Source organism: Sulfitobacter guttiformis (genome assembly GCF_003610455.1).
GTDB lineage: Bacteria > Pseudomonadota > Alphaproteobacteria > Rhodobacterales > Rhodobacteraceae > Sulfitobacter > Sulfitobacter guttiformis.
Map to the genome: position 1 here is coordinate 1,234,076 of NZ_RAQK01000001.1, position 23,881 is coordinate 1,257,956.

Sequence of the window (23,881 nt, forward strand, 5' to 3'; positions counted from 1 at the left end):
CAGTCACCCGAACACCCCCTGCACAAACCAGCGCGGATCCCCTCCCCGCGCGTCCCCCACAACGCCCTCTCGAAACAGCCAGAACCGCCGCCCGTCCATAACCTCGACTTTGTAATAATCTCTCAGTCGGGTGCCGCTGCGATCGCGCCACCACTCGGGCGCAATCCGCTCCGGCCCCTCGAACCGCACCATCAGGAACGTGACCCTGCGCCATGAAAACCGCGCTGGTGGCCCCTCCGGCACCGCATAAAGGACCATCACCTCCTCGGGTGGATCAAATAGGCGCAGGGGTCGCTCGCGCGCCACCTCAATCCCTTCCGCAGGCACACCCGCCAGCACCGGCACCCGCGCCTCCACCCGCTCCGGTTTATGGCTTTGCACCCAGGCATCCCATGTCACCCTCGAAGGCCCCAGCTTGGCCGTGAGCCGGTCCAGCAATGCGGCCACATCCGCCCCAGCATCGCGCCCGCCATCCAAACGATCCTGCCGCAACGACAGCGGTTCGACCCGCAGCGCCTCCAGCGTCATCAGATCAAAACCAAAGCCGGGGTCGATCCCGTCCAGCTTTCCAGCCACAAGTCTCACAAAATGCGCCGCATCCCGGCTCGCCTGGGCCGTGGCCACATCGCGGCTCCGCCATTCCCCGTCCACACGGTAAATCGTCACCCGCAGCCGCCGGGCCCCCTGTTCGCCCGTCGCCAACTGCGCCGCCAGATCCTCCGCCAGCCCCTCCAGCCACGGCACAGGGTCAATCACCGGCTCCGCCATCCTCACCCGCGCCAGCCAGCGCGCGCCCTCCGCAGGCGCATCCAGCGGATCGGCACTGCGCCCCATCGCGCGGTCCAGCAGCAGCAACGGATTGATCGCCTCTGCGACCCCAGCAAACCGCCGCATAAGTCCAACACGCGGCACCTCCGCCAGTGACCCGATGCTGCGCAGTCCCAACCGTTCCAACAGGCGCACAGTATCAGGCGGCAGCCGCAGCGCGGCTACGGGCAGCGGGGCCAACACATTGCCCACATCCTGCGTACCGCAAATCACCCCCTGCGTCCCGAAGCGCGCCAGCATTTGGGCAGCCCCGCGCGTCGGTGCCATCGCCAGCCGTGCGCGCAGCCCTTGGATGGCAAACCGCATGTTCATATCGTGTAACATCTGTGCCTCACCGCCAAACAAATGCGCCGCCCCGCGAACGTCCATCAATATCCCGTCATGCTCTGCCACGGTCCACGGGCACCACCGTCGCGCCCAAATTGCCAGACGCTTGAGCATTGCCTGATCACCTTGAACATCTGCTTGCTCCACATGCAGATCAGGATGGATCGCCTGCACATCGACCACACGCGCACCACAGATGATCCCACGCGCCACGCCAGCCCCACTTACGGCATGCACCACCGGACCATGTGCGCCGGTTGTAACCAGAACCACCGGGACCGCCTCATCCGGCAGCGTGCGCTGCGCGGCTGTGATCCTCCTCCAGCGGTCCATCGCCAGATCGGGAAAGAAAACGGAGACCACTCTCCCGCCCGTCATCGCTGACCGACCAGATCCCCGGTGCACGCCCGCGTGCCCGGAACAGCTCCGCCTCCCATACCGGCGCACCGGGGGCTGCTGTGTTGTAGGGGTGCACTTCCGAGGGCAGCGAACTTATCCGCCATCGTTCGCGTGCCGCCGACAATCCCTCGACAGCGCCCGACCGGATCAGCCACACCGGCAAACCTGTCGCCTCCGCCCGCATTGCCAACCGCTTGGTCGCGGTAAAATCCAGCACCGGCGGTGCGCCATGTACCTCGCCCACCACGGCGGCTAGCCCCGCGCAACTCGCCCCTTCCTCCATCGCCCAGAGCACATCGCGCGCATGCCCCACTTCGACCCGCAGCAGCCGCACACCTTTGAGCGCGGGCCCGTACACCCGCCCGTTCTCCAATCGTGACGCACGGTCCTGTACCCAGAGTACCGGCAGGCGCGAACGTGGCAAACATGCCAACACAAACGCCGTCACCGCCGCATCGAAAGGTCGCGCCGACAGTGCATCTTTGAGCACCGCCTGCGACACATCCATCGCAGACCCCTGCGCCCTTTCGCGCAGCATATCCAGCCGCACAACCGGCCCAAAAGAAGAATCGCTCATCCGTCATCCCTCCATTTTGTTCTTCTTTTGTTCTATATGGAAGCTGCCATTTTGACACCCCCAATTTATTCGTCTGCACATCCCGCCCTGCGCCTCGCGCAATGCTGCATGCGCAAACGCCCCATGTACAAACGCCCCTCAACCCATTAGGGGCAGGAAAACTTATTCTTTATCCGCTCAGGAACACCCCTTGATTCAAACGATCGCAGACGCACTGGCCGCTCAAGGCTATGATACAATGACACCCGTTCAGGACGCCGTAATCGCCCCTGAACTCGATGGCGCCGACCTTCTGGTTTCCGCCCAGACCGGCTCGGGCAAGACCGTAGCCTTCGGTATGGCAATCGCCCCGACATTGCTGGGTGACCAGCTGACATTCGGCCGCGCAGGCGCGCCGCTGGCTCTTGTAATTGCCCCCACGCGTGAGTTGGCGATGCAAGTTAGTCGTGAGCTCACATGGCTTTACAGTAAAGCAGGCGCAATTGTCGCGACATGTGTCGGTGGCATGGACACCCGCACCGAGCGCCGCACACTTGACCGCGGCGCGCACATCGTTGTGGCCACACCGGGCCGCCTGTGTGACCACATCAAACGCAATAACATCGACCTCACCGACATTCGCGCCGTCGTGCTGGACGAGGCGGACGAGATGCTTGATCTGGGCTTCCGCGAAGACCTCGAATTTATCTTGGGCGAATCCCCCGCGACACGCCGCACATTAATGTTCTCGGCCACCGTACCCGCCGCGATTGCCAAACTGGCAAAATCCTACCAGCGTGATGCCCAGCGCGTTTCAGTCGTTTCTGATGGTAAACAGCACTCGGACATCGAATACCGCGCCCTGACAGTAAACCCGCGTGATACAGAAAATGCGATCCTCAACATCTTGCGGTTCTATGAAGCCAAAAACGCGATCGTATTCTGCAATACCCGCGCCGCAGTGGCCCGCCTGACGGCGCGCCTGACAAACCGCAACTTCTCTGTTGTGGCACTGTCCGGCGAGTTGTCCCAGCAAGAGCGTACCAACGCCCTGCAATCCCTGCGCGATGGCCGTGCCCGCGTTTGTGTGGCGACCGACGTTGCTGCACGCGGCATCGACCTTCCGAACCTCGAGCTGGTTATCCACGCCGATCTGCCGACCAACGCCGACACGCTGCTGCACCGCTCTGGCCGCACAGGCCGCGCGGGGCGCAAAGGCGTCTCTGCCTTGATCGTACCGCCAAAAATGCGCTCAAAAGCGACCCGCCTGATGGGCTGGGCCAAACTTGACGCCGAATGGGCCCTGCCCCCCTCCGCCGCCGAAGTGAACGCCGCCGATCAGGAGCGCCTGCTGGGTGACGATGCATGGACTACTCCCGCCCCAGAAGACGCGGTTGAGTTCGTGGCAGAGTTGGTAGAGCGTTATACGCCCACCCAACTTGCCACCGCGTTTGTTAACTTGCACCGCTCGCGCGGCTCCGCGCCGGAAGAATTGTCGAACCCCGGCGATGGAAAAGAAAATGCACCACGTGCAGAATTCGGAAAATCTGTCTGGTTTACCGTATCCACCGGCCGCAATGACGGGGCAGAACCGCGCACGATCCTGCCGATGCTTTGCCGCGTGGGCGACATGACCCGCGACGACATCGGCGCCATCCGCGTCCAGCCGCGCCATTCCTACGTCGAAGTGGCAGAAGGCGCTGTTCCAAAGCTGGTGAATGCCCTTGGCCCCGATATGAAGGCCGAAGACGGCGTGACCCTGACCCGTCTCGACGGTGTGCCTGATTTTGGCCCCAAGCCTGCAGGTCGTGGCGATCGGCCCGATCGTGGCCCCAAGCCGGACCGCCCCGATCGCGGGCCAAAGCCTACGTATGACAAAGGCCCCAAGCCTGCACCACGTGCTGACAAACCGGCCTATGACCCAGATGCGCCGAAGCCTGCCTACAAGGCAAAGCCCCAGCGTGACGAGTCAGCAGCCAACGAATACAAACCGCGTACAGACAAACCACGCGGAGCGGCACCGGCCAAATCAAAGCGCGACGCCACTCGCCCGCCAAAGTCTCACAAGACCGAGCGCACACCGATGAAGGCAGGCGACAAGCCAAAGGCGAAACCTGTTTGGAAAGACAAGCCCGCCGGTGAAAAGCCCGCTGCAAAGTCAGGCGCAAAAGCAGTCTGGAAAAAACCATCTAAAGATGACGCACCAGCCCGTGATGCAAAGCCTGCAGGCGGCTATAACCGCGCCGCAGACGCATCAAAACGCTTCACCCCTCCAGGAAAAAGCAAAAAGCCGGGCGGCCCTAAAAAATAAACTAGACAGCAATGAGGCAAAGGGCGACAAAAAATCCAGATCCCTGCGTGCATCGCCAAACAGATAAAAAGGCCGGAGTATTCGCTCCGGCCTTTTGCGTTTTAATACTTCGGCATCTGTTCCGGAATATCTCTAGCTCTCTTATTCCGCTCGCAAAGGTTTAAATTGCTTTCCAGAGCGTTTTTCGACCACAGGTCGGGTCAGCCTTTGCCTTTCCACGGCACCAACACCCGCTCGGCCCCACGCATCAGCATATCAATGCCAAATCCAATAATCCCGATCAGGATAATCCCCAGAATAACGATGTCAGTATTCTGGAACTTGGACGCAACCATGATCATCATGCCCGCCCCTTTTTCCGCGGCTACCAATTCAGCGGCGACGACAGTTCCCCAACACACACCCATCGCCACACGCGCACCGGTGAATATCTCCGGTAGCGAGTTAGGAATGATCACGTGGCGCATGATCTGCCATTTACTAGCCCCAAGCGAATAAGCGGCATGTACTTTGGCGATGTTCACGCCCGACACGCCCGAACGCGCCGCGATGGCCATGATCCAGAGCGCGGCAAGGAACAGCAGGATGATCTTGCCCGTCTCGCCAATACCCGCCCAGATAATCACCAGCGGAATAAGCGCCAACGGCGGCACAGGGCGCATAAACTCGACAATTGGATCAAACCACCCACGGAACCAATTGCTCAGCCCCATGGCATAGCCCAGCGGAATGCCAACGACGGCCCCACAAACGAAGCCCGCGACAACACGGAACAATGACCAGCCCAGATGCCCCAGCAGCGATGTGCCGCGAAATCCCTCGTCGAGCACTTTGAGTGTCCGGTCGAATACTGCTTCGGGCGAAGGCAGATAAAGCGCCTCCATCTGCAACCCGTTTTCGGGCGAAAAATTCGGCGTGCCCTTGTCAGAAATCGTGACCGATCCGCCTTCAATCTCAACTGTACTGCCGGGCCGGACCTTCTGGCCATTGATTGCGACAATTTTCGCCCCGTCAGTCTTTTTCACGTCATCATTGCGGTCGAAACTCACCAGTTGGCTGCGGTACTGCGCCACCGTGATGCTGTCATTTTTGGCAAAACCGTTTCCGACCTCAACTGCGACAGGATCGGGGTTTTCAGCGCGATTATGTACCAGCACCGTAACCGTCGCAGTATCGGTCTGCCCGTTGGCTTCAACCGTGTAATCAAACGATGTCTGCCCCGCGAATGGTCCAGGCGCATGCAAAAATCCGGGCAGCAACGATGACCCGGTGAACATCCCCCAAAGTAAAAACAGCGTCAGGATCGAAATGATACCCGCAGCACGATTGGGCCGCACTGCGCTTTCGTCGCCGAACGTCACCGTCTTCAGTGAGATATAGTCCTTAAGACCCGCGCCCAAACGGGTAAACACAAACATTGCTGCAACAAAAATGCCAACATAGACACCCAATACAATAAGGCCGGTCATGCGTCTGCCTCCGCTGTGCCCATGATTTCTTCTTCCATGTCCCAAATCATATTCAATATCTCTTCGCGCTTGACCGCAAAATCGGGGTGTTTCTTCACCTCTCGCAGGTCCGCTGCCACGCCGAGTTCGGCAAACGGCAGGCGATACTCCTTATGGATACGTCCGGGTCGCGGCGCCATCACGATCAGACGTTCACCCAACAACAGCGCTTCTTCGACAGAGTGGGTGATCAGGATGATCGTTTTGCCAGTCTCTTTCCAAAGTTTGAGCACAAGGCTTTGCATCTTTTCGCGCGTCAACGCATCCAGTGCGCCCAACGGCTCGTCCATCAAAATTACATCAGGATCGTTTGCCAAACAGCGTGCCAGTGCGACACGCTGCTGCATACCGCCCGACAACTCATAGACCGCCTTTTCTTTAAAATCCTGCAATCCAACAACATCCAGCAGGTGATTCACAATCTCTGCCTTGTCGTTTTTTGGCATACCTTTCATCGAGGGACCGAATCCGACATTATCACGCACGGACATCCACTCGAACAAGGCACCTTGTTGGAATACCATCCCACGATCGGCATCGGGTCCAGTGATCTTCTTGCCGTTCAGGGTCATCTCGCCTTGGGTCGGCGCCAAAAATCCTGCAACGATATTGAGCAATGTCGTCTTGCCACAGCCCGAGGGGCCCAGCACACTCAGCAATTCACCAGCCTTGAGATCCAGCGACACGTTCTTGAGCGCTTGCACCGACCCGCCGTTCGGCAAATCGAACCGCATCGATAACTGATCAATCAGTAGTCCGGACATGTCCCTACTTTCTGGCCGAAACCTACGGCCTCTCTAGGACGGGTTGGCCCCGCCTCGTTGTCGGAAAAAGGTCCGGCGCACCACTGGGCGCGCCGGACGATCATAATTCCCGCAGAAATTACATGCCGTTGGCAGATGCCAGTGGGCCAGTGTTCACAGTACCGGAATAATCTTCCAGCGCCGCATCAATCGAGCCTGCCTCGACGAATACATCAGCAACACCCTTCATAAAGGTCGCTGCATTGCCACCCAGCCATGTCTCGGACAGCTGCGCCTCCACAGTCGGGAACTTCATTGTGGAGATCGACGCGCGTGCCGCATCCAAATCCATGCCCGATTCCTTGGCGATCACTTCAAGCATTTCGTCGGAGGGATCTGCTGCCCATGCCGCGTTGGCATCCGCTGTCACCTTCAGGAACTTGGCAACTGTCTCGCCGTTCTCGGCGACGTATCCGGCAGGACCCGAAGTGACGTCAAACACCAGAATGCCCAATGCTTCTTTTTCATCCCCTGTTAGCAGTACGTTGCCAAACTCTTTCATGCGGCCCAAGCCACCGCCGTAGCCACATGCGAAGTCAACTGCGCCCTGTCCCAGTGCCGCTGCACCTTCCGGTGGCGCCATATCCACAACAGACAAACTTCCAACGTCGATGCCGAAATGGTCCATCTGGCGCAGGAAGCCGTAGTGCGCGGCTGTGCCCAGTGGCACGGCCACCTTCTTGCCCGCCAACTCAGAGGCTGAATCCTTATCGATCTCCAGACCCGCAGCGACAACACAGTTATCATTGTCGGAGTAGGAAACCGCTACGTCGAGCACCTGGATGTCCTGCCCACCCGAGGCTGCGACCACGAAGGGTGGCACGCCCTGAGAAACGGACAGCTGAACATCCCCGGATGCCATCGCAGCGGACATGGCAGTACCTGTCTCGAACGAGACCCAGTTGACCTTCATGCCCAGCGCTTCATCATAAGCGCCAGAGGCTTTTGCCGCCAGCATAGGCATCGGCCATTCGAGGAAGTACCCAACGGTAATTTCACCGTGGCCATCTGCGAAGGCCGAGGTGGATGCAATCGACATCACTGCGCCGGCGACAAACGCGCTTACTGTTTTCTTCATCATGATAAAACTCTCCCAGTTTTGTTTTTGCCCGGCTCCTTTGTCAGAACTCGGGATTGTGTATTTCATGCTATACAATTGACGCTGCATCCTGTGTGAAGCAACAGCCAGTTGCAATACTTTGCACCTGTATCGAGACGACGGGACCCAATATCAGCTTTAGTTTTTCCCGTCCCAGCCCAGTGGTCAATGAAGTTTCCAATCATCCTAACAGGCCCAACGGAAATTCGCACAGCCCGCTCAGGTATTGCGCACCTTGCGTGCAATTTGCCTGAACTTGCATCACTCTGGAGCTTGCACTCCAAAACGAAATCACCAGTTACTTCCCCGCCATGAGTCCAGTTTTCCACATCGTGCGTGCTTCCCCCCAGAGAGGAAAGGTCATAGAAAGGTCCGCCCGGCGTGCGGCTCACAGCACCGTATTTCCATTCTTGTCGCACTGCGCTGCAAGAGCTCCGCTGCTGAAAAATGTAGCGCTTTGTAATTTCCACCATGCTACTTTTGGCTGAATTGCGAGGCTTCCGGCCTCGCGTCGCGCTTCAAATCAACCAATAACAGCAGGTTTTCCGCAAGCCTCCAAAACTGGCCCTATTCTTCCGCTTGCACTGGCCCTATTTCCAGAATGTATTTCCCCGTCTAACATGATTACATTCGGGGAACGCACTGCTGATTTCCCATATTTGCGCTCAATCGAAAGGTCGCCACCATGGACGGTACATTCAACGAAAATGATATTTCCCGCATTGTAGAGGCGGACCGCGCACACGTCTGGCACCATCTGAGCCAGCACAAACCCTATGAAACAACTGATCCGCGCATCATCGTGGAAGGCAAAGGCATGCGTGTCTGGGACCAAAAGGGCAAAGAGCATCTGGATGCCGTCTCGGGCGGTGTCTGGACAGTGAACGTTGGCTACGGTCGCGAATCAATCGCCAACGCCGTGCGCGACCAGCTGGTGAAATTGAACTACTTTGCAGGCTCCGCAGGCTCGATACCCGGCGCCATGTTCTCCGAGATGTTGATCGACAAGATGCCCGGCATGAGCCGCGTCTATTATTGCAACTCGGGATCAGAGGCGAACGAGAAGGGCTTTAAAATGGTTCGCCAGATTGCGGTCAAACGCTTTGGCGGGAAGAAGCACAAGATTCTGTTCCGTGACCGCGATTACCACGGCACCACCATCACCTGCCTGTCTGCCACGGGTCAGGACGAACGTGCCGCACAATACGGGCCCTTTACCCCGGGATTTGTCCGCGTCCCCCACTGCCTCGAATATCGCAGCTTCGAGCAGGACGGCGCGCCTATCGAGGGTTACGGTGTCTGGGCCGCCAACCAGATCGAGAAAGTCATTCTTGAGGAGGGCCCTGAAACTGTTGGCGGCCTGTGCCTCGAGCCTGTGACTGCAGGCGGCGGCGTCATCACCCCGCCTGACGGCTATTGGGAGCGTATCCGCGAGATTTGCGATCAGTACGACATTCTGCTTCACATCGACGAGGTGGTTTGCGGTGTTGGCCGCACCGGCACATGGTTCGGCTACCAGCACTACGGGATCAAGCCCGACATGGTGACAATGGCAAAAGGCGTGGCCTCGGGCTATGCCGCCATCGCCTGCCTTGTAACCACAGAGGCCGTGTTCGATATGTTCAAGGATGACGCTACTGATCCCATGAACTATTTCCGCGACATCTCCACCTTTGGTGGCTGCACTGCCGGCCCAGCCGCCGCGATTGAGAACATGAACATCATCGAGCGTGAAGGCCTGCTGCAAAACACTCTCGATATGGGCGCTTATATGACCGACAGGTTACTGGAACTGAAGGATAAATTCTCAGTCATCGGCGATGTCCGCTCCAAGGGTCTGTTCCTGGGAGCGGAGCTGGTCACTGACCGCGCCACCAAAGAACCAGTTACCGAAAAGCTGGTTCAAAGTGTTGTAGGCGACTGTATGCAGCAAGGTGTCATCATCGGCGCCACAAACCGCTCTCTGCCGGGAAAGAACAACACATTGTGCTTCTCGCCCGCGTTGATCGCGAAAAAGGATGATATAAACCAGATCATTGATGCTGTGGACGGTGCACTTGGCCGCGTATTCGCCTAAGCGGTCTACCGCTGATCGTTAAAACAGGGGCCTATCCTTCGGGATGGGCCTTTTTTATGTTGCCCGACAGCACCCGGCTACAACCGGCCTGTGAATTACCCTCCCCCCGAAGGGAACTTTTCTACTTCCCACGCGTTAATTCGCAAAAAAGGACTGAAATAATGAAAAAATTTGCTCTCGTATTCCCGCTCATCGCAGCACTCGGCGCATGTGCAACGCCTGAAGGTAATCTTGCCGCGACAACGCTCGCTGGTGCAGCTCTGGGTGCCACTGTGTCTGGCAGCGACGATAAGTTCAAAGGCGCGATCATCGGCGGCGGTGCTGGCCTCGCGACTGGTGCCGTACTGAACTCTCAGGGCGGCGGCTGTACGTACCAGCGCCCTGACGGCTCCACCTACAAGGCTGTTTGCCCGTAACATAATGTACCACCTATAGAGAAAGGCCCCGCCACTAGACGGGGCCTTTTTTAGTCTCTCATCAGATAGATTAAACAGCTTTGTGTTTCATGCTACCAGTTGGTCCAAACTAAAGCCTGTCACACCTTCAAGCCTGATTGTGGCCTCAACATGCGGGTTGCCCAAGCCCTCCGCTTCAGCCGTATAGGTCGCCACAACATCCGTGTAGCTACCGTCAGGGGCTTCACGCAGGCCGACAAAGCGCAAATCGTTACCACTCCAGTCCTGCACGACCAGCACATCCTCAGCAGGATCGAAATCCGTAATCCGCAAGAACTCTCCCTGTTGATCCTCGAAGATATTCGACACCGCAAACTCATATCTGTCTGCGCCCGCACCGCCCGTCAGAACCACAGTATCTTCGGAACTCCTGAAATCTACGCGCGCGATATACTGGAAGGTATCATCCCCTTCATCGCCCCCTGCAACAGCTCCAGCATCCAAACCGAAAAAGTCATTGCCCGAGCCCCCGAACCCGCGCGCGCCATCGCCCACAGTCAGCGTATCGTTCCCCGACCCGCCGAACCCGTTTACATCCATGCCCGACAGCGTGAGGATATCATTGCCTGCACCACCATACAAATTGACGGTCAGGTCCTCGGGCGCTTCGTCCTGCTCGAAAAATAGCTCGTTATAACCAAAACCGCCTGCATTGGTCGAACCAGATAAGCTATCACTCCCCGCACCGCCAAAAGCTGTGCCGCCAGCGCCGACAAACAATGTATCGTCACCTGCCCCGCCAAGTACGGTATTCCCGTTGGCAGGTCCGTAAAGTGAATCGTTGCCGTCACCACCTTCAAGCACGCTCCCCTGAATATTGGAGATAAGTACGTCAGTGCCATCCAACCCGTTAACCCGTACAGGGGCTGCATCCTCTGCACCCTCGGCAAGGACAAAGTCCCGTCCATCAGTACCAGTGTAATCATCATCGGTGCGCACAAGTTCAACGCCGATTGAGTAAATGCCCGCCTCTTCGAATGGCGACAGCGTCTCGTCGGCTTCCGACAAGACAAAGAATTCGCCGCCGTCCCCTATGAAAAACGGCACTCTGATTATGTCGATCGGATCGTCCGAAGTGATCGACGGCGGCTCTACCCGCGTGTCTTGCGTACTACCCTCCTGTCCTAACGTTCCCAAATCAAATGACACCAGTTCCGTCAGACCAAGGGAGCTTATCATATCCTCGATGCTATCGTAGGGAAGCTGCACACCAGTAGGATCGATCGGAATTTCGGCCCCCGCAGGCACGAGATAAATCCCCAAACTAAACACCTGATCGAAATTCTCGCCGTTCGAGCGCTGCTCGAATTTAAGCGCGGTCAAGCTGCCGAGCTCGTCCTCGCCCAACTCAATCGCGATACTGCCATCTGCGTTTTCGGTCACAGTTGCCCCGAGATCACGGTCGTCAACCTCTTCGGTGTCCACCGGATCGACAGGGTCCGTCCCGCTCTCCACCTCAGGATCAATTTCCGGCTCACCGTCCGGTCCTTCGGACGCAGGAACTTCTGCGTCGTCCTGAAATAAGACCGAGCCAAGCAAGACCGCCAACCCAAGCACCAAATATTCCATTTTCCTAATCCCCCATAGGATATCTGAATATCAACAGGATAACCCATTTTCAGCAATGTAAATTTTAGCGAATTCTAATGCATATTCATAAGACGGCGACGTAGAAAAGGTCCGGCACTTTTGCGAGATCACCGGTGAGCTTCTTCTTGCTGACATGCGCCCAAAAACCCGGCTGGCAGCTGTTGAAAATCGCGACGCCAAAATAGCAGAAATGCTATAACTTTTGAAACTAAAAGTCTCATTATTGCCTTGATTAAATGCGGTCGTCTGGTACTATATCTCCAATGCCAGTTTTCATTTCATTTTAGCGTAGGTCCAGTTATGCTCTAAAATAAGTCCAAACGTAGGGGGCAAACATGGCACTGCCGGTAGAGACGTTTTTTCTTCAGCAAGACGCTCAAGGAACGCTGCAATCGCAAATCCAGCAAATGATTGCACAGGGGATTCTATCAGGACGATTCCAGCGCGGGGAGAAACTACCCTCCACACGAAAGCTCGCCTTGCATCTCGGCGTCAGCCGCATAACCGTTACAATCGCATACACCGAGCTTTTGGCGAATGATTATCTGAGTTCCCGAGGGCGCTCGGGCTATTATGTATCCGAGAATGCACCCTCTCCGCCCAACTTTACACCCGGTCCCGACATGCAGGATTCTGTCGACTGGACCCGCGCCATCGGTCAACGCTTCAGCGGCGGTGTGACCCCCAGAAAACCGCAAGACTGGTCGCAATACCGGTATCCGTTTGTTTACGGGCAGGCCGACAAATCGCTCTTTGATCACGCAAACTGGCGGCTGTGTGCACTGCAAGCACTTGGCCAGCGCGATTTCGACTCAATGACCAACGATTACTACGATCAGGACGACCCCCAACTGATCGAATTTATCGCCCGTCACACGCTACCGCGCCGCGGGATAACTGCCGCGCCCGAACAAATCCTGATCACCCTCGGCGCGCAAAACGCACTATGGCTTACAGCTCAGGTTTTACTCACGCAGCGCCGCCGCGCCGCTCTCGAGGATCCTTGTTATCACGCGCTACGCGACATTCTGATACAGTCACGCTGTCATGTTACACCTGTGCGCGTTGATCGAGACGGCCTCCCGCCCGAAGCGATCCCACCGGATACAGATGTCATTTTCACTACACCCAGCCACCAATGTCCGACAAACGCCACGATGCCGATGTCCCGCCGCCGCGCCCTGTTGGAGCGTGCCCGCGAGATTGATGCAATCATCGTCGAGGATGACTACGAGTTTGAAACCTCGTTTCTGCGCGCGCCGTCCCCCGCGCTCAAATCTCTCGATACGGACGGGCGGGTTATTTATGTCGGCAGCTTTTCAAAATCACTTTTTCCGGGCCTGCGCCTCGGATATCTTGTCGGCTCAGAGCCTTTTATCCGTGAGGCACGTGCGCTGCGGGCTTCGGTTTTGCGTCATCCCCCCGGCCATATCCAGCGCACCGCTTCCTACTTTTTGTCACTCGGACACTATGATGCGCTTGTGCGCAGAATGGGGAACGCCCTGCATGAACGCCGCGCCAAGATGGAGGAGGCGATTGCCCAAAACGGTCTTCAGATCGCAGGTCAGGGCGCGCATGGCGGCTCCTCGTTCTGGATGCGCGCGCCCGAAGAGATCGACACCAAAATTCTCGCCAGACAGCTGCGCGCGCGCGGGGTTTTGATAGAGCCGGGGCATTCGTTTTTCGGAGGCGAGGATCAGCCTCAGAACTTCTATCGCCTTGGCTACTCTTCCATTCCCGCAACGCGCATCGCAGACGGCCTGCAAGCTCTTGCATCGGAAATCAGCATTATGTCAAAAGCTGGTTATATTCCAGCGTAGTATCTGGCCCTAACGCTTTGCCCGCGCAAACACTAACTTATGTGTAACAAGATTCGCGCTCACCTAATCCAAAGGATCACCTGCAATGAAGATGACTACAGAAGAAGCTTTCGTAAAAACTTTGCAGATGCATGGCATTGATAATGCTTTCGGCATTATCGGCTCTGCCATGATGCCAATTTCCGACATTTTCCCCGATGCTGGTATCAAGTTTTGGGATTGCGCCCATGAAACGTCCGGCGGCATGATGGCCGACGGATTTACCCGCGCAACCGGAAAGATGTCGATGATGATCGCGCAAAACGGTCCGGGGATTACCAATTTTGTAACGGCTGTGAAAACAGCATACTGGAACCACACACCCGTTCTTCTGGTGACCCCGCAGGCCGCGAACAAGACGATCGGACAGGGCGGGTTTCAGGAAATGGAACAGATGAACCTGTTCGCCGATTGCGTAGCATATCAGGAAGAAGTCCGCGACCCCAGCCGCATCGCCGAGACCCTAAACCGTGTAATCATGCAAGCCAAACGCGCATCGGGTCCTGCGCAGATCAACATCCCACGCGATTTCTGGACCCAAGTAATTGATATCGAACTGCCTATGATTGTCGACTTCGAACTTCCACAGGGCGGCGAAGTTGCAGTGCAGAACGCTGCCGACCTGCTGTCGGGTGCGAAATTCCCTGTTATCCTGAACGGCGCTGGCGCGGTGTTGTCAAAAGGCGGGATCGAAGCATCGCGCATTTTGGCTGAAGCGCTGGATGCACCTGTTTGTGTGGGCTATCAACACAACGATGCCTTCCCCGGAAACCACCCGCTTTTCGCAGGTCCGCTAGGATATAACGGCTCAAAGGCTGGCATGGAGCTAATTGCGAAAGCCGACGTTGTTTTATGCCTTGGCACACGCCTCAACCCGTTTTCGACGCTGCCGGGCTACGGTATTGATTACTGGCCAACATCCGCAAAAATCATTCAGGTCGACATCAATCCAGACCGGATTGGTCTGACCAAAAAGGTTACGGTCGGCATTGTTGGCGACGCACAAAAAGTTGCTACGTCAATTACCGCCAAACTGGCCAGCACTGCAGGCGATGCAGGCCGCGAAGAGCGCAAAGCCCTGATCGCCCAGACTAAATCTGCATGGGCACAAGAGTTGACCTCAATGACAGACGAACAAGATGACCCCGGCACAGATTGGAACGTACGTGCACGCAAAGCCAAGCCTGACTGGATGTCACCAAGAATGGCATGGCGGGCCATTCAGGCCGCACTGCCGGTTGAGGCGATAATTTCGTCGGATATCGGCAACAATTGCGCCATCGGCAACGCATATCCTTCCTTTAACGAAAGCCGCAAATATCTGGCGCCGGGCCTGTTTGGTCCCTGCGGATACGGCCTGCCCTCGATCATCGGCGCGAAAATCGGCAAGCGTGATGTCCCGGTTGTCGGCTTCGCAGGGGATGGCGCGTTCGGGATTTCGGTGAACGAACTGACGGCGATCGGGCGCGGCGACTGGCCTGCGATCACCCAGATCGTTTTCCGCAACTACCAGTGGGGCGCGGAAAAGCGGAACTCGACTCTGTGGTTCGACGATAATTTCGTCGGGACAGAACTCGACGAGGGCGTATCCTACGCCGGTATCGCAACCGCATGTGGCCTCAAGGGCGTGGTCGCCCGCACGATGGACGAGCTGACCGCGGCATTGGATCAGGCCATCAAGGACCAGATGGAGAACGGGATCACCACATTGATCGAAGCGATGATTAACCAAGAGCTGGGCGATCCCTTCCGCCGTGATGCGATGAAGAAGCCGGTGCAGGTTGCGGGCATCAATGCGGCTGACATGCGTCCGCAGGTCGTCTAAGACAGGTGCATAACAATCCATCATATCAAACAGGTAGGCCGGCATGAGCGTTCTGCGCGATCTTCAATCCCGCGCAGCCGCCCGGCCTGCCCATATCGTACTGAGCGAAGGCCACGACCAAAGGGTTGTGGCCGGTGCGCTTGCAGCGCTCGACGCGGGCTTGGGGCCGATCACCCTTGTCGGTCCTTACGCTGAAGTTACCGCACATCTGGTAAAGGCCAATGCCGTGGGCAGGGTTGGGCTTCATATCGAAGATCCCGAAACTTCATCGCGCACTGCAGGCTACGCCGCCCTTTATCTTGATCTGCGCAAGCACAAGGGGGTGAGCGAGGACGTAGCAGCCCTTCAGGCCCACGATCCTCTGGTGTTTGCCGCACTCATGGTGCGCAACGGTGATGCTGAGGGCACCGTCGGAGGGGCTGTTGCAACCACATCAGAAACTGTGCGCGCGGCATTGATGATGATCGGCAAAGCCCCCGATGCAGCCCTTGTTTCATCCTTCTTCCTGATGGCCCTGCCTGCGAACCACCCCTCTGGCCGCACCGCCATGATTTTTGGCGATTGCGGGCTGGTCATCGATCCTGATGCGGCCGAACTGGCGGCGATTGCCGCAGCCTGCGCGACGTCATGTGTGCAGCTACTAGGCGACACACCAAAGGTTGCCCTGCTGAGCTTCTCTACCAAGGGATCCGCACGCCATGAGCGCGTGACCAAGGTGACGGATGCACTGGCAATTTTGCAGGCAGATCATCCCAAGTTGTCCGCCGACGGTGAATTACAGTTTGATGCCGCGTTTGTGCCGGATGTGGGTGCGTCCAAAGCACCGGGATCACCCATAGCCGGTCATGCCAATGTTCTGATCTTCCCCAACCTCGACGCAGGCAACATCGGCTATAAGATCGCGCAGCGTATCGGCGGCTGCAATGCTATCGGTCCCATTCTTCAAGGGCTTGCTAAACCCGCGAATGATTTGTCACGCGGCTGTACTGCTACTGATGTGACCAACATGATCGCCGTTACAACATTGCAGGCCGCGAAATGACCCGTCAGGAGAGACAATGACCCACAAGCAGCCAGTGCTGGACCTTAGCCCGCACGTCTCTGACGAAATCCGCAAAACTACCTGTTACATGTGTGCCTGTCGCTGCGGCATTAACGTCCACATGAAGAAGGACCCGCTCGGCGATCTCAAAGTTGCCTATATCGAGGGTAACCGCGACCATCCGGTTAACAAGGGCGTCCTCTGCGCCAAAGGGTCTGCCGGTATTATGCAGCACAACGCGCCGTCGCGCCTCAAATCCCCGATGAAACGGGTGGGGGAGCGCGGATCAGGCGAGTTCGAGGAAATCAGCTGGGACGAAGCCTATGAAATCGCGGCAAGCTGGCTCAAACCGATCCGCGAAACCGATCCCTCAAAGCTGGCGTTCTTTACGGGTCGTGACCAGTCGCAAAGCTTTACCTCGATGTTTGCGCAGTCTTTCGGCACGCCGAACTATGCAGCCCACGGCGGCTTTTGCTCCGTCAACATGGCTGCCGCAGGCATCTACACAATGGGCGGCGCATTTTGGGAGTTTGGGCAGCCCGACTGGGACCATACAAAGCTGTTCATGCTGTTCGGGGTCGCCGAGGATCATGACAGCAACCCAATCAAGATGGGCATCGGCAAGATCAAGGCACGAGGCGCGCGCATCATCGGCGTTAATCCGATCCGGACAGGATATAACGCTGTTGCCGATGACTGGGTTGGCATCACACCTGGCACCGACGGCTTGTTCATTCTGTCGATGATCCATTGCCTGATGAAGGCAGGACGCATCGACCTCCACTATCTTGCGCAATACACAGACGCAGCCGTCCTGATTAACTGTGATGAAAAATCGCCCGAGTTTGGGTTAAAACTGCGCGATGCGAATGGCAAAGAGCTGGTTATTGATCGCACCACCGGCAAACCTGCACCCTACGATCAAAAGGGCGTCCGCCCCGATCTGGCCGCAACGCACCGTGTCGCTGGCGTCACGCATCGCCCCGTATTCCACCAGATGGCCGAGATGTATCTGGACGATCAATACAGCCCGGAAGCCGTCGCCGAACGGTGCGGTATCTCCGCCAAGCGCATCCGCACATTAGCGGCAGAGCTGGCCCGCGTCGCGTTTGACGAAGCGATTGAGCTGGAGCATGAGTGGACCGATTTCCGTGGCGAGCATCACAAGACAATGACAGGCCGCCCTGTGTCTTTTCATGCGATGCGCGGAATTTCGGCGCATGCAAACGGCTTTCAGACTTGTCGCGCGTTGCATACATTGCAAATCATTCTGGGGACTGTCGAAGTGCCTGGGGGTTTCCGGTTCAAGCCGCCCTACCCCAAGCCCGCAACCGCACATCCCAAACCACATTGCAAGGTTACACCGGGCAAGCCGCTCGATGGTCCGCACCTCGGCTTCGTCCACGGTCCTGATGATCTGGCTCTCAAGGAAGACGGCAGCCCCGCGCGCATTGACAAGGCCTTTACGTGGGAAAACCCGATGTCGGCCCATGGCTTGATGCACATGGTGATCTCGAACGCCTATGCCGGTGATCCCTACAAGATCGACACGCTTTTCATGTATATGGCGAACATGTCGTGGAACTCTTCGATGAACACCACGGGCGTCATGCAGATGCTCACGGACAAAGACGAGAATGGCGAATATGTGATCCCGCGGATTATCTATTCCGATGCCTACAGCTCCGAGATGGTCGCCTTTTCCGACCTGATCCTGCCCGATACCACCTACCTCGAGCGGCATGATTGTATCTCGTTGCTCGACCGACCAATTTGTGAGGCAGACGCGATGGCTGACGCCATCCGCTGGCCGGTGGTTGCCCCTGACCGGAATGTAAAAGGGTTTCAATCCGCGCTTTGTGATCTGGGTGCGAAACTGGGCTTGCCCGCGTTCACAAACGAGGACGGCAGCCAGAAATACGCCGATTACGCCGACTATATTGTCAACCACGAGCGCCGCCCCGGTGTAGGGCCGCTGGCCGGTTGGCGGACCGGTGATAATGGCCTGCAACACGGACGCGGCAGCCCGAACGAGAGCCAGCTCGACAACTACATCGCGAATGGCGGCTTCTTCACCTCCCACATCCCCGACGGGGCAAACTACTATAAACCCTGGAACACCGCCTATCAGGATTGGGCGGTCAAGATGGGTCTTTATGACGCGCCCCAGCCCTATCTCTTTACGCTCTATTCCGAACCGATGCGCAAATTCCAGCTCGCGGCAGAAGGTCATGGCAAACGCCAGCCACCAGATCATCTTCGCGCGCGCATCAAAGAGAAAATGTCGCCGTTGCCGATCTGGTACGAGACAGACCAGCAAGGCAATGAAGGCTATACTATTACCGCGCTAACCCAACGCCCGATGGCGATGTACCACTCATGGGGAAGCCAGAATGCATGGCTGCGCCAGCTTCATGGCCGCAACCCGATGTATATGCCAACCAAATTGATGCGCGGCCACGGTCTGCAAGATGGCGACTGGGCCGAAATCACCTCGCCCCATGGCAGCATTACCGTACCCGTGATGGAAATGGCCGCGCTGAACGAAAACACAATCTGGACATGGAACGCTATCGGTAAACGCAAAGGCGCGTGGGCATTGGACGAGGATGCCTCCGAGGCCACCAAGGGCTTTCTTCTCAATCACCTCATTCATGAACTACTCCCTCCGAAAGGGGACGGCATGCGTTGGGCCAACTCCGACCCAATTACCGGACAGGCAGCATGGTTTGACCTCAAAGTGGCTGTTAAGAAGGTCCCGGCGCCTGCCGATGCCCTCTCGCAACCCGTGGTGCCAGCCCAAAAATCACCCGTTGGAAAAGGCCCGTCAGTGCTGAAGTGGAAGGTTGGCCAATGACCTCTGCCTTGCTTGACCAAAGAAGCTCACGCATCCTCACGATGCCGGAACTCCCGGAAGAAATAGAAACGCAGGAGCGGATCCGATGACCCAACTGCCCCCCCATACCGCCAAAAAGCTCGGCCTTGTTATTGATCTCGACACCTGTGTGGGCTGCCACGCATGTGTGATCTCCTGCAAAGGCTGGAATACAGAGAACTATGGCGCACCCCTATCGGATCAAAATCCATACGGCGCCGACCCATCGGGCACCTTCCTCAACCGTGTTCACAGCTACGAAATCCAGCCGCCTAAACTGGGGGATGGGCCGGCGCCCGATGCACAGCTTGTCCATTTTCCGAAATCCTGCTTGCACTGCGAGGATGCACCATGTGTCACCGTCTGCCCCACCGGTGCCAGCTACAAGCGGGTCGAGGACGGCATCGTTCTGGTGAATGAGAGTGATTGCATCGGCTGTGGTCTATGCGCATGGGCCTGCCCCTATGGCGCTCGCGAGCTGGACCAAGCGGAAGGAGTGATGAAAAAATGTACCCTTTGTGTCGATCGCATCTACAATAAAAACCTCCCCGAGGTTGACCGCGAGCCTGCCTGCGTACGCACCTGCCCGTCAAATGCACGCCACTTTGGTGATTTTGCTGATCCTGACTCAAACGTGAGCAAGCTGGTTGCAGAACGCGGTGGCATGGATCTGATGCCGGAGCAGGGCACAAAGCCGGTGAATAAATATCTGCCGCCCCGCCCCAAGGACCAGCTGGCCCGACAGGACGAGCAGATTGATGTGCTTGCTCCTTTTCTCGCGCCCGTGGCAACAGAAACCAAAGGGTTCCTGAGCTGGCTCGACAAGACTTTGGAGAAACTCTGATGCATCCCGCACCTTCAGTCATCTTCTTCTCGACATTCTCCGGCCTCGGATTCGGCCTACTGGTATTTCTTGGCCTTGGCATGCCGGGCGGCACGGGATGGAGCGCTTTTGCCTTTTTCTCCATCGCCTATATCCTCGCCGTAGGCGGGCTGATTTCTTCTACCTTCCACCTTGGTCGCCCCGAGCGCGCACTAAAAGCATTTACCCAATGGCGCACAAGCTGGCTTTCGCGCGAGGCGTGGTGTGCAGTCTTGGCGCTGGTGCTGATGGCAATTTACGGCGCAGGCCTTGTATTCTTTGGGCAGCGCTGGACCATCCTCGGGCTGTTGGGCGCGGCTGCATCACTGGTGACCGTCTTTACCACCTCCATGATTTACGGCCAGCTCAATACCATCCCCCGCTGGCACAGCCCATACACACCTGCAAATTTCATCTCGTTGTGCATTGCCGGCGGGGCTCTTTTGTCCGGTCAGGCGATATGGGCAATTGCTCTGCTGTGCCTTGCTGCGGGCATACAGATCGCCACGTGGCTGCGCGGCGACACCGCATTGGCCGCCAGCGGCACCAATATGCAAACCGCAACCGGCCTTGGACAGATCGGCAGGGTGCGCGCCTTCGAGCCCCCGCATACAGGCACCAATTACCTGCTACGCGAGTTCGTGCATGTGATCGGCCGCAAGCATTCGAACAAGTTGCGGATTATCGCGATTGTTCTGATGGCAGTGCTGCCTGTGTTCTTTTTGCTGGTTCCGTTCAACCATTTCATGGCACTTTTTGCTGTAGTCTCACATATTGGTGGCGTTCTAACCGCCCGCTGGCTATTTTTTGCGGAGGCTGAACATGTAGTCGGCCTCTATTATGGCAAGCGGTGAGCTCCGGCAAAATAATAATAGAAGCGGCTGTACCTTCTGACACGGCGGCCCTGTCGGCGCTTGCCTATCGTGCAAAGCGAGCAAAAGGGTACGACGATGCAACAATGGTACTGCTTGCGGAGGCGTTGCTACTCACCCCCGCGCGACTGTCGAAACATAAGTTCTGGGTTGCACGCGACGGCGCGGAGATTCTCGGCTGCATCGCCCTAGCCGCCATAGAGAAAACTACGGCGGAAATCAGGGCATTTTACGTGGCGCCTGAGCATCAAGGGCGCGGTGTCGGAACACGCTTGTGGCAGAATATGGTATTCACCGCGCAATGTCAGGGCGTGACACTACTGCACGGGCAGGTTGATGAACCTTCACTCGCGTTTTACCGCCGCCTCGGCTTCCGCAGCGAAAAAACCTTGCCGTCGTGCACAGTGCCGAGCCTGACAATTTACTACATGGTCTGCGATATTTAGCCCTCAGATATCAACGCTCCAGCCGCTTCTCCACGATACGCGCCATTACTGATGCACCAATCGGCAGAATAGCAGGATCAAGGGTGAACGACGGGTTATGCAGCGATACCGTCCCTCCATGGCCGACAACACAATAAGCCCCCGGGACCAGTTTGAGCATATCGGCAAAGTCCTCCGACCCCGTCACAGGCTCCGCCCGCTCGATAATATTCTCGGCACCAACAATTTCTGCGGCAGCCTCCATGTAGGCATCCGATAAATCACTGTCATTGACGAGAACATCGAACACGTTACGCAAATCCAATGTCACCGTCACATCATGCGCAATCGCGAATCCCTCGCAAATCGCCTTCATCCGCGACGCAGCAAGTTCGTAGATCTCGTCTTTGAAATAACGGACCGTGCCCGCGAGAGTCGCCACCTCCGGCACCACGTTATAGGCCGAACCGGCATGTAACTGCGTAACCGACAGCACGCATGATTCCATGGGCGAAATGTTGCGGCTCAGGATTGTCTGGAGTTCGGTTGCGATGCTCGCTGCGATAATCAACGCATCCTTGCTGTGGGCAGGCATTGCTGCGTGGCTACCTTTTCCGGTCACCTTGATGTCAAAAAACGCGGCCCCCGCCATGGCCGTCCCCTTACAGATCCCCACCGTACCGATCTGGCCATTGGGCAAATTATGCATGCCGTAAATCTCGTCGCAGGGGAACTGCTCGAACAGACCGTCTGCAATCATCTGTCGCGCGCCGCCAAGCCCTTCTTCGGCGGGCTGGAACACCACGATCGCCGTACCGTCAAAATCGCGTGTCGCCGCAAGGTGCTTGGCCGCACCAAGCAGCATCGTGGTATGACCGTCATGGCCGCAGGCATGCATCACACCGTCATGGGTCGAGGTGTACTCGATGCCGGAAATCTCGTGAATGGGCAACGCGTCCATATCCGCGCGCAGTCCGATACGGCGATTCCCCTGCCCCTTGCCACGGATAAGGCCGACCACACCAGTCTTTCCCAGCCCCGTGTGTACCTCGTCCACGCCGTACTCGCGCAATTTGTCCGCAACGATCGCGCTTGTCCTCACCTCGGTAAAGCCGATCTCAGGATGGGCATGCAGATCACGGAAAATCGCGGTCAGCTCGTCTGTACTATCGGCGATGAGAGGGAGAATATTCATTGTGCAGGCTCCGGACAGGTATGGGTTTCCCCGACCCTAGGACCAAATTTCTGCAATGGGTAGGGTGGGGATACACCCCACCCCGATATCTTACATAAGGCCTGCGTGCTTGAGGCCTTCGTCAACCAATTTGCGGGTCTCATCACTCAATCCAGCAAGGGGCAGCCGCACCTCTTCTGAGCACAGATCGAGGCGGGACATCGCATATTTCACGCCAACAAGCCCAGGTTCGGTAAAGATTGCTTTGTGCAAGGGCATCAGCTTGTCCTGCAACGCCAGCGCTGCGGCGTAATCACCCGCAGCACACGCTGCTTGCAACTGGGCCGACAGTTTCGGCGCCACATTGGCAGTAACAGAGATGCACCCTACGCCACCTTGGGCGTTGAACCCGTGTGCAGTAGCATCTTCGCCGGACAACTGGATGAAATCGGGGCCACAGGTCATCCGCTGATCGCACACGCGCGCCAGATCACCAGTTGCGTCCTTAACACCGACAATCCGGTCGAGCTTGGCCAACTGGCCCATCGTTTCGGGAGTCATGTCCACGACAGAACGGCCCGGGATATTGTAGATGATGATCGGAAGCGCGCAACAATCATGGACGGCGGTGAAATGCGCAATCAAACCACGCTGCGTTGGTTTGTTGTAGTACGGGGTGACCAGCAAAATGCCGTCTGCGCCCACTTTTTCCGCATGCTGCGCAAGGCGGATACTTTCGAGCGTGTTGTTACTGCCCGCGCCGGCCAGAACCGGTATGCGACCCGCTGCTGCCTTCACAACCTCCTCAACAACCATCTCGTGCTCACGGTGCGTAAGTGTCGGCGATTCGCCGGTAGTACCGACGGGGACAAGGCCGTTCGAGCCTTCGCCCACATGCCATTCAACCAGTTTCTTCAGCGTTTCAATATCCAGCTCGCCGTTGCGAAACGGCGTGACGAGGGCAGGCATAGAACCTGAAAACATGTGCACGCTC

General features: G+C 57.3%; 18 protein-coding genes. 10 read left to right on the plus strand and 8 right to left on the minus strand.

All coding sequences use genetic code 11. From position 1 onward, the window contains the following. Nucleotides 1-3: 3 nt before the first annotated feature. Nucleotides 4-1,518, minus strand: a complete 1,515-nt coding sequence (locus C8N30_RS06160; protein ID WP_322787439.1) for a Y-family DNA polymerase — start codon at nt 1,516-1,518, stop codon at nt 4-6. Beyond that, entirely contained in the window at nt 1,439-2,131 is a 693-nt protein-coding gene (locus C8N30_RS06165; RefSeq protein ID WP_025063630.1) for an ImuA family protein, read from the minus strand. Before C8N30_RS06165 ends, C8N30_RS06160 begins: the two co-directional genes overlap by 80 nt. 190 nt (nt 2,132-2,321) lie before the next feature. Here C8N30_RS06165 and C8N30_RS06170 point away from each other — a divergent pair, with 190 nt between their 5' ends. Next, nucleotides 2,322-4,421 carry a DEAD/DEAH box helicase gene (locus C8N30_RS06170; protein ID WP_025063631.1) on the plus strand — a complete coding sequence of 700 codons (2,100 nt, stop codon included), beginning with the start codon at nt 2,322-2,324 and terminating at the stop codon, nt 4,419-4,421. Between the two features lie 200 nt (nt 4,422-4,621). On the opposite strand, the gene C8N30_RS06175 is transcribed toward C8N30_RS06170, so the two are convergent. The 3 genes from C8N30_RS06175 to C8N30_RS06185 all read right to left on the minus strand — a co-directional run bounded on the left by C8N30_RS06175 (nt 4,622) and on the right by C8N30_RS06185 (nt 7,813). Further along, nucleotides 4,622-5,890, minus strand: a complete 1,269-nt coding sequence (locus tag C8N30_RS06175) for an ABC transporter permease subunit (protein ID WP_025063632.1) — start codon at nt 5,888-5,890, stop codon at nt 4,622-4,624. Continuing rightward, nucleotides 5,887-6,693: a taurine ABC transporter ATP-binding protein gene (locus C8N30_RS06180; RefSeq protein ID WP_025063633.1), complete on the minus strand. Its 807-nt coding sequence runs from the start codon at nt 6,691-6,693 to the stop codon at nt 5,887-5,889. Before C8N30_RS06180 ends, C8N30_RS06175 begins: the two co-directional genes overlap by 4 nt. A gap of 118 nt (nt 6,694-6,811) precedes the next feature. After that, complete coding sequence (locus C8N30_RS06185; RefSeq protein ID WP_409373582.1) at nt 6,812-7,813, minus strand: taurine ABC transporter substrate-binding protein; 1,002 nt, start codon at nt 7,811-7,813, stop codon at nt 6,812-6,814. A gap of 703 nt (nt 7,814-8,516) precedes the next feature. On the opposite strand from C8N30_RS06185, the gene C8N30_RS06190 reads away from it, so the two are divergent. Beyond that, on the plus strand, nt 8,517-9,908 hold the full coding sequence (locus C8N30_RS06190; RefSeq protein WP_025063635.1) for an aminotransferase family protein: 1,392 nt from the start codon (nt 8,517-8,519) through the stop codon (nt 9,906-9,908). A gap of 161 nt (nt 9,909-10,069) precedes the next feature. Next, entirely contained in the window at nt 10,070-10,324 is a 255-nt protein-coding gene (locus C8N30_RS06195) for a hypothetical protein (RefSeq protein WP_025063636.1), read from the plus strand. A gap of 87 nt (nt 10,325-10,411) precedes the next feature. Here C8N30_RS06195 and C8N30_RS06200 read toward each other — a convergent pair whose 3' ends face one another. Next, nucleotides 10,412-11,932: a calcium-binding protein gene (locus C8N30_RS06200; protein ID WP_025063637.1), complete on the minus strand. Its 1,521-nt coding sequence runs from the start codon at nt 11,930-11,932 to the stop codon at nt 10,412-10,414. Nucleotides 11,933-12,288: 356 nt separating this feature from the next. Between C8N30_RS06200 and pdxR the strand changes: the two genes are divergently transcribed. The 7 genes from pdxR (at nt 12,289) to C8N30_RS06235 (ending at nt 21,734) form a co-directional block, all read left to right on the plus strand. Continuing rightward, complete coding sequence (gene pdxR / locus C8N30_RS06205) at nt 12,289-13,773, plus strand: MocR-like pyridoxine biosynthesis transcription factor PdxR (protein ID WP_025063638.1); 1,485 nt, start codon at nt 12,289-12,291, stop codon at nt 13,771-13,773. An 85-nt stretch (nt 13,774-13,858) separates the two neighbouring features. Next, nucleotides 13,859-15,637, plus strand: coding sequence for a sulfoacetaldehyde acetyltransferase (gene xsc, locus C8N30_RS06210; protein WP_025063639.1), 1,779 nt, complete (start codon nt 13,859-13,861; stop codon nt 15,635-15,637). Between the two features lie 43 nt (nt 15,638-15,680). Continuing rightward, nucleotides 15,681-16,679, plus strand: a complete 999-nt coding sequence (gene pta, locus C8N30_RS06215) for a phosphate acetyltransferase (RefSeq protein WP_025063640.1) — start codon at nt 15,681-15,683, stop codon at nt 16,677-16,679. Nucleotides 16,680-16,695: 16 nt separating this feature from the next. After that, nucleotides 16,696-19,536, plus strand: coding sequence for a molybdopterin oxidoreductase family protein (locus tag C8N30_RS06220; RefSeq protein ID WP_025063641.1), 2,841 nt, complete (start codon nt 16,696-16,698; stop codon nt 19,534-19,536). Between the two features lie 85 nt (nt 19,537-19,621). Beyond that, nucleotides 19,622-20,398, plus strand: coding sequence for a 4Fe-4S dicluster domain-containing protein (locus tag C8N30_RS06225; protein ID WP_025063642.1), 777 nt, complete (start codon nt 19,622-19,624; stop codon nt 20,396-20,398). Further along, nucleotides 20,398-21,270, plus strand: coding sequence for a dimethyl sulfoxide reductase anchor subunit family protein (locus C8N30_RS06230; RefSeq protein WP_025063643.1), 873 nt, complete (start codon nt 20,398-20,400; stop codon nt 21,268-21,270). Before C8N30_RS06225 ends, C8N30_RS06230 begins: the two co-directional genes overlap by 1 nt. Beyond that, entirely contained in the window at nt 21,267-21,734 is a 468-nt protein-coding gene (locus C8N30_RS06235) for a GNAT family N-acetyltransferase (protein ID WP_025063644.1), read from the plus strand. The genes C8N30_RS06230 and C8N30_RS06235 overlap by 4 nt, the downstream gene beginning before the upstream one ends. 10 nt (nt 21,735-21,744) lie before the next feature. Here C8N30_RS06235 and C8N30_RS06240 read toward each other — a convergent pair whose 3' ends face one another. Together C8N30_RS06240 and dapA are read right to left on the minus strand one after the other, a co-directional pair. Beyond that, entirely contained in the window at nt 21,745-22,908 is a 1,164-nt protein-coding gene (locus tag C8N30_RS06240) for a M20 aminoacylase family protein (protein ID WP_025063645.1), read from the minus strand. Nucleotides 22,909-22,998: 90 nt separating this feature from the next. Further along, on the minus strand, nt 22,999-23,871 hold the full coding sequence (gene dapA, locus C8N30_RS06245) for a 4-hydroxy-tetrahydrodipicolinate synthase (protein WP_025063646.1): 873 nt from the start codon (nt 23,869-23,871) through the stop codon (nt 22,999-23,001). Between the last annotated feature and the right edge of the window lie 10 nt (nt 23,872-23,881).

What these genes read in the sequence shown, in the direction of transcription:
- C8N30_RS06195 (WP_025063636.1), top strand. Translation starts at nt 10,070, where the DNA reads ATGAAAAAATTTGCTCTCGTATTCCCGCTCATCGCAGCACTCGGCGCA.
- C8N30_RS06180 (WP_025063633.1), bottom strand. Translation starts at nt 6,693, where the DNA reads ATGTCCGGACTACTGATTGATCAGTTATCGATGCGGTTCGATTTGCCG.
- xsc (WP_025063639.1), top strand. Translation starts at nt 13,859, where the DNA reads ATGAAGATGACTACAGAAGAAGCTTTCGTAAAAACTTTGCAGATGCAT.
- C8N30_RS06200 (WP_025063637.1), bottom strand. Translation starts at nt 11,932, where the DNA reads ATGGAATATTTGGTGCTTGGGTTGGCGGTCTTGCTTGGCTCGGTCTTA.
- dapA (WP_025063646.1), bottom strand. Translation starts at nt 23,871, where the DNA reads ATGTTTTCAGGTTCTATGCCTGCCCTCGTCACGCCGTTTCGCAACGGC.
- C8N30_RS06240 (WP_025063645.1), bottom strand. Translation starts at nt 22,908, where the DNA reads ATGAATATTCTCCCTCTCATCGCCGATAGTACAGACGAGCTGACCGCG.
- C8N30_RS06230 (WP_025063643.1), top strand. Translation starts at nt 20,398, where the DNA reads ATGCATCCCGCACCTTCAGTCATCTTCTTCTCGACATTCTCCGGCCTC.
- C8N30_RS06185 (WP_409373582.1), bottom strand. Translation starts at nt 7,813, where the DNA reads ATGATGAAGAAAACAGTAAGCGCGTTTGTCGCCGGCGCAGTGATGTCG.
- C8N30_RS06165 (WP_025063630.1), bottom strand. Translation starts at nt 2,131, where the DNA reads ATGAGCGATTCTTCTTTTGGGCCGGTTGTGCGGCTGGATATGCTGCGC.
- C8N30_RS06175 (WP_025063632.1), bottom strand. Translation starts at nt 5,890, where the DNA reads ATGACCGGCCTTATTGTATTGGGTGTCTATGTTGGCATTTTTGTTGCA.
- C8N30_RS06190 (WP_025063635.1), top strand. Translation starts at nt 8,517, where the DNA reads ATGGACGGTACATTCAACGAAAATGATATTTCCCGCATTGTAGAGGCG.
- pta (WP_025063640.1), top strand. Translation starts at nt 15,681, where the DNA reads ATGAGCGTTCTGCGCGATCTTCAATCCCGCGCAGCCGCCCGGCCTGCC.
- C8N30_RS06220 (WP_025063641.1), top strand. Translation starts at nt 16,696, where the DNA reads ATGACCCACAAGCAGCCAGTGCTGGACCTTAGCCCGCACGTCTCTGAC.
- C8N30_RS06225 (WP_025063642.1), top strand. Translation starts at nt 19,622, where the DNA reads ATGACCCAACTGCCCCCCCATACCGCCAAAAAGCTCGGCCTTGTTATT.
- pdxR (WP_025063638.1), top strand. Translation starts at nt 12,289, where the DNA reads ATGGCACTGCCGGTAGAGACGTTTTTTCTTCAGCAAGACGCTCAAGGA.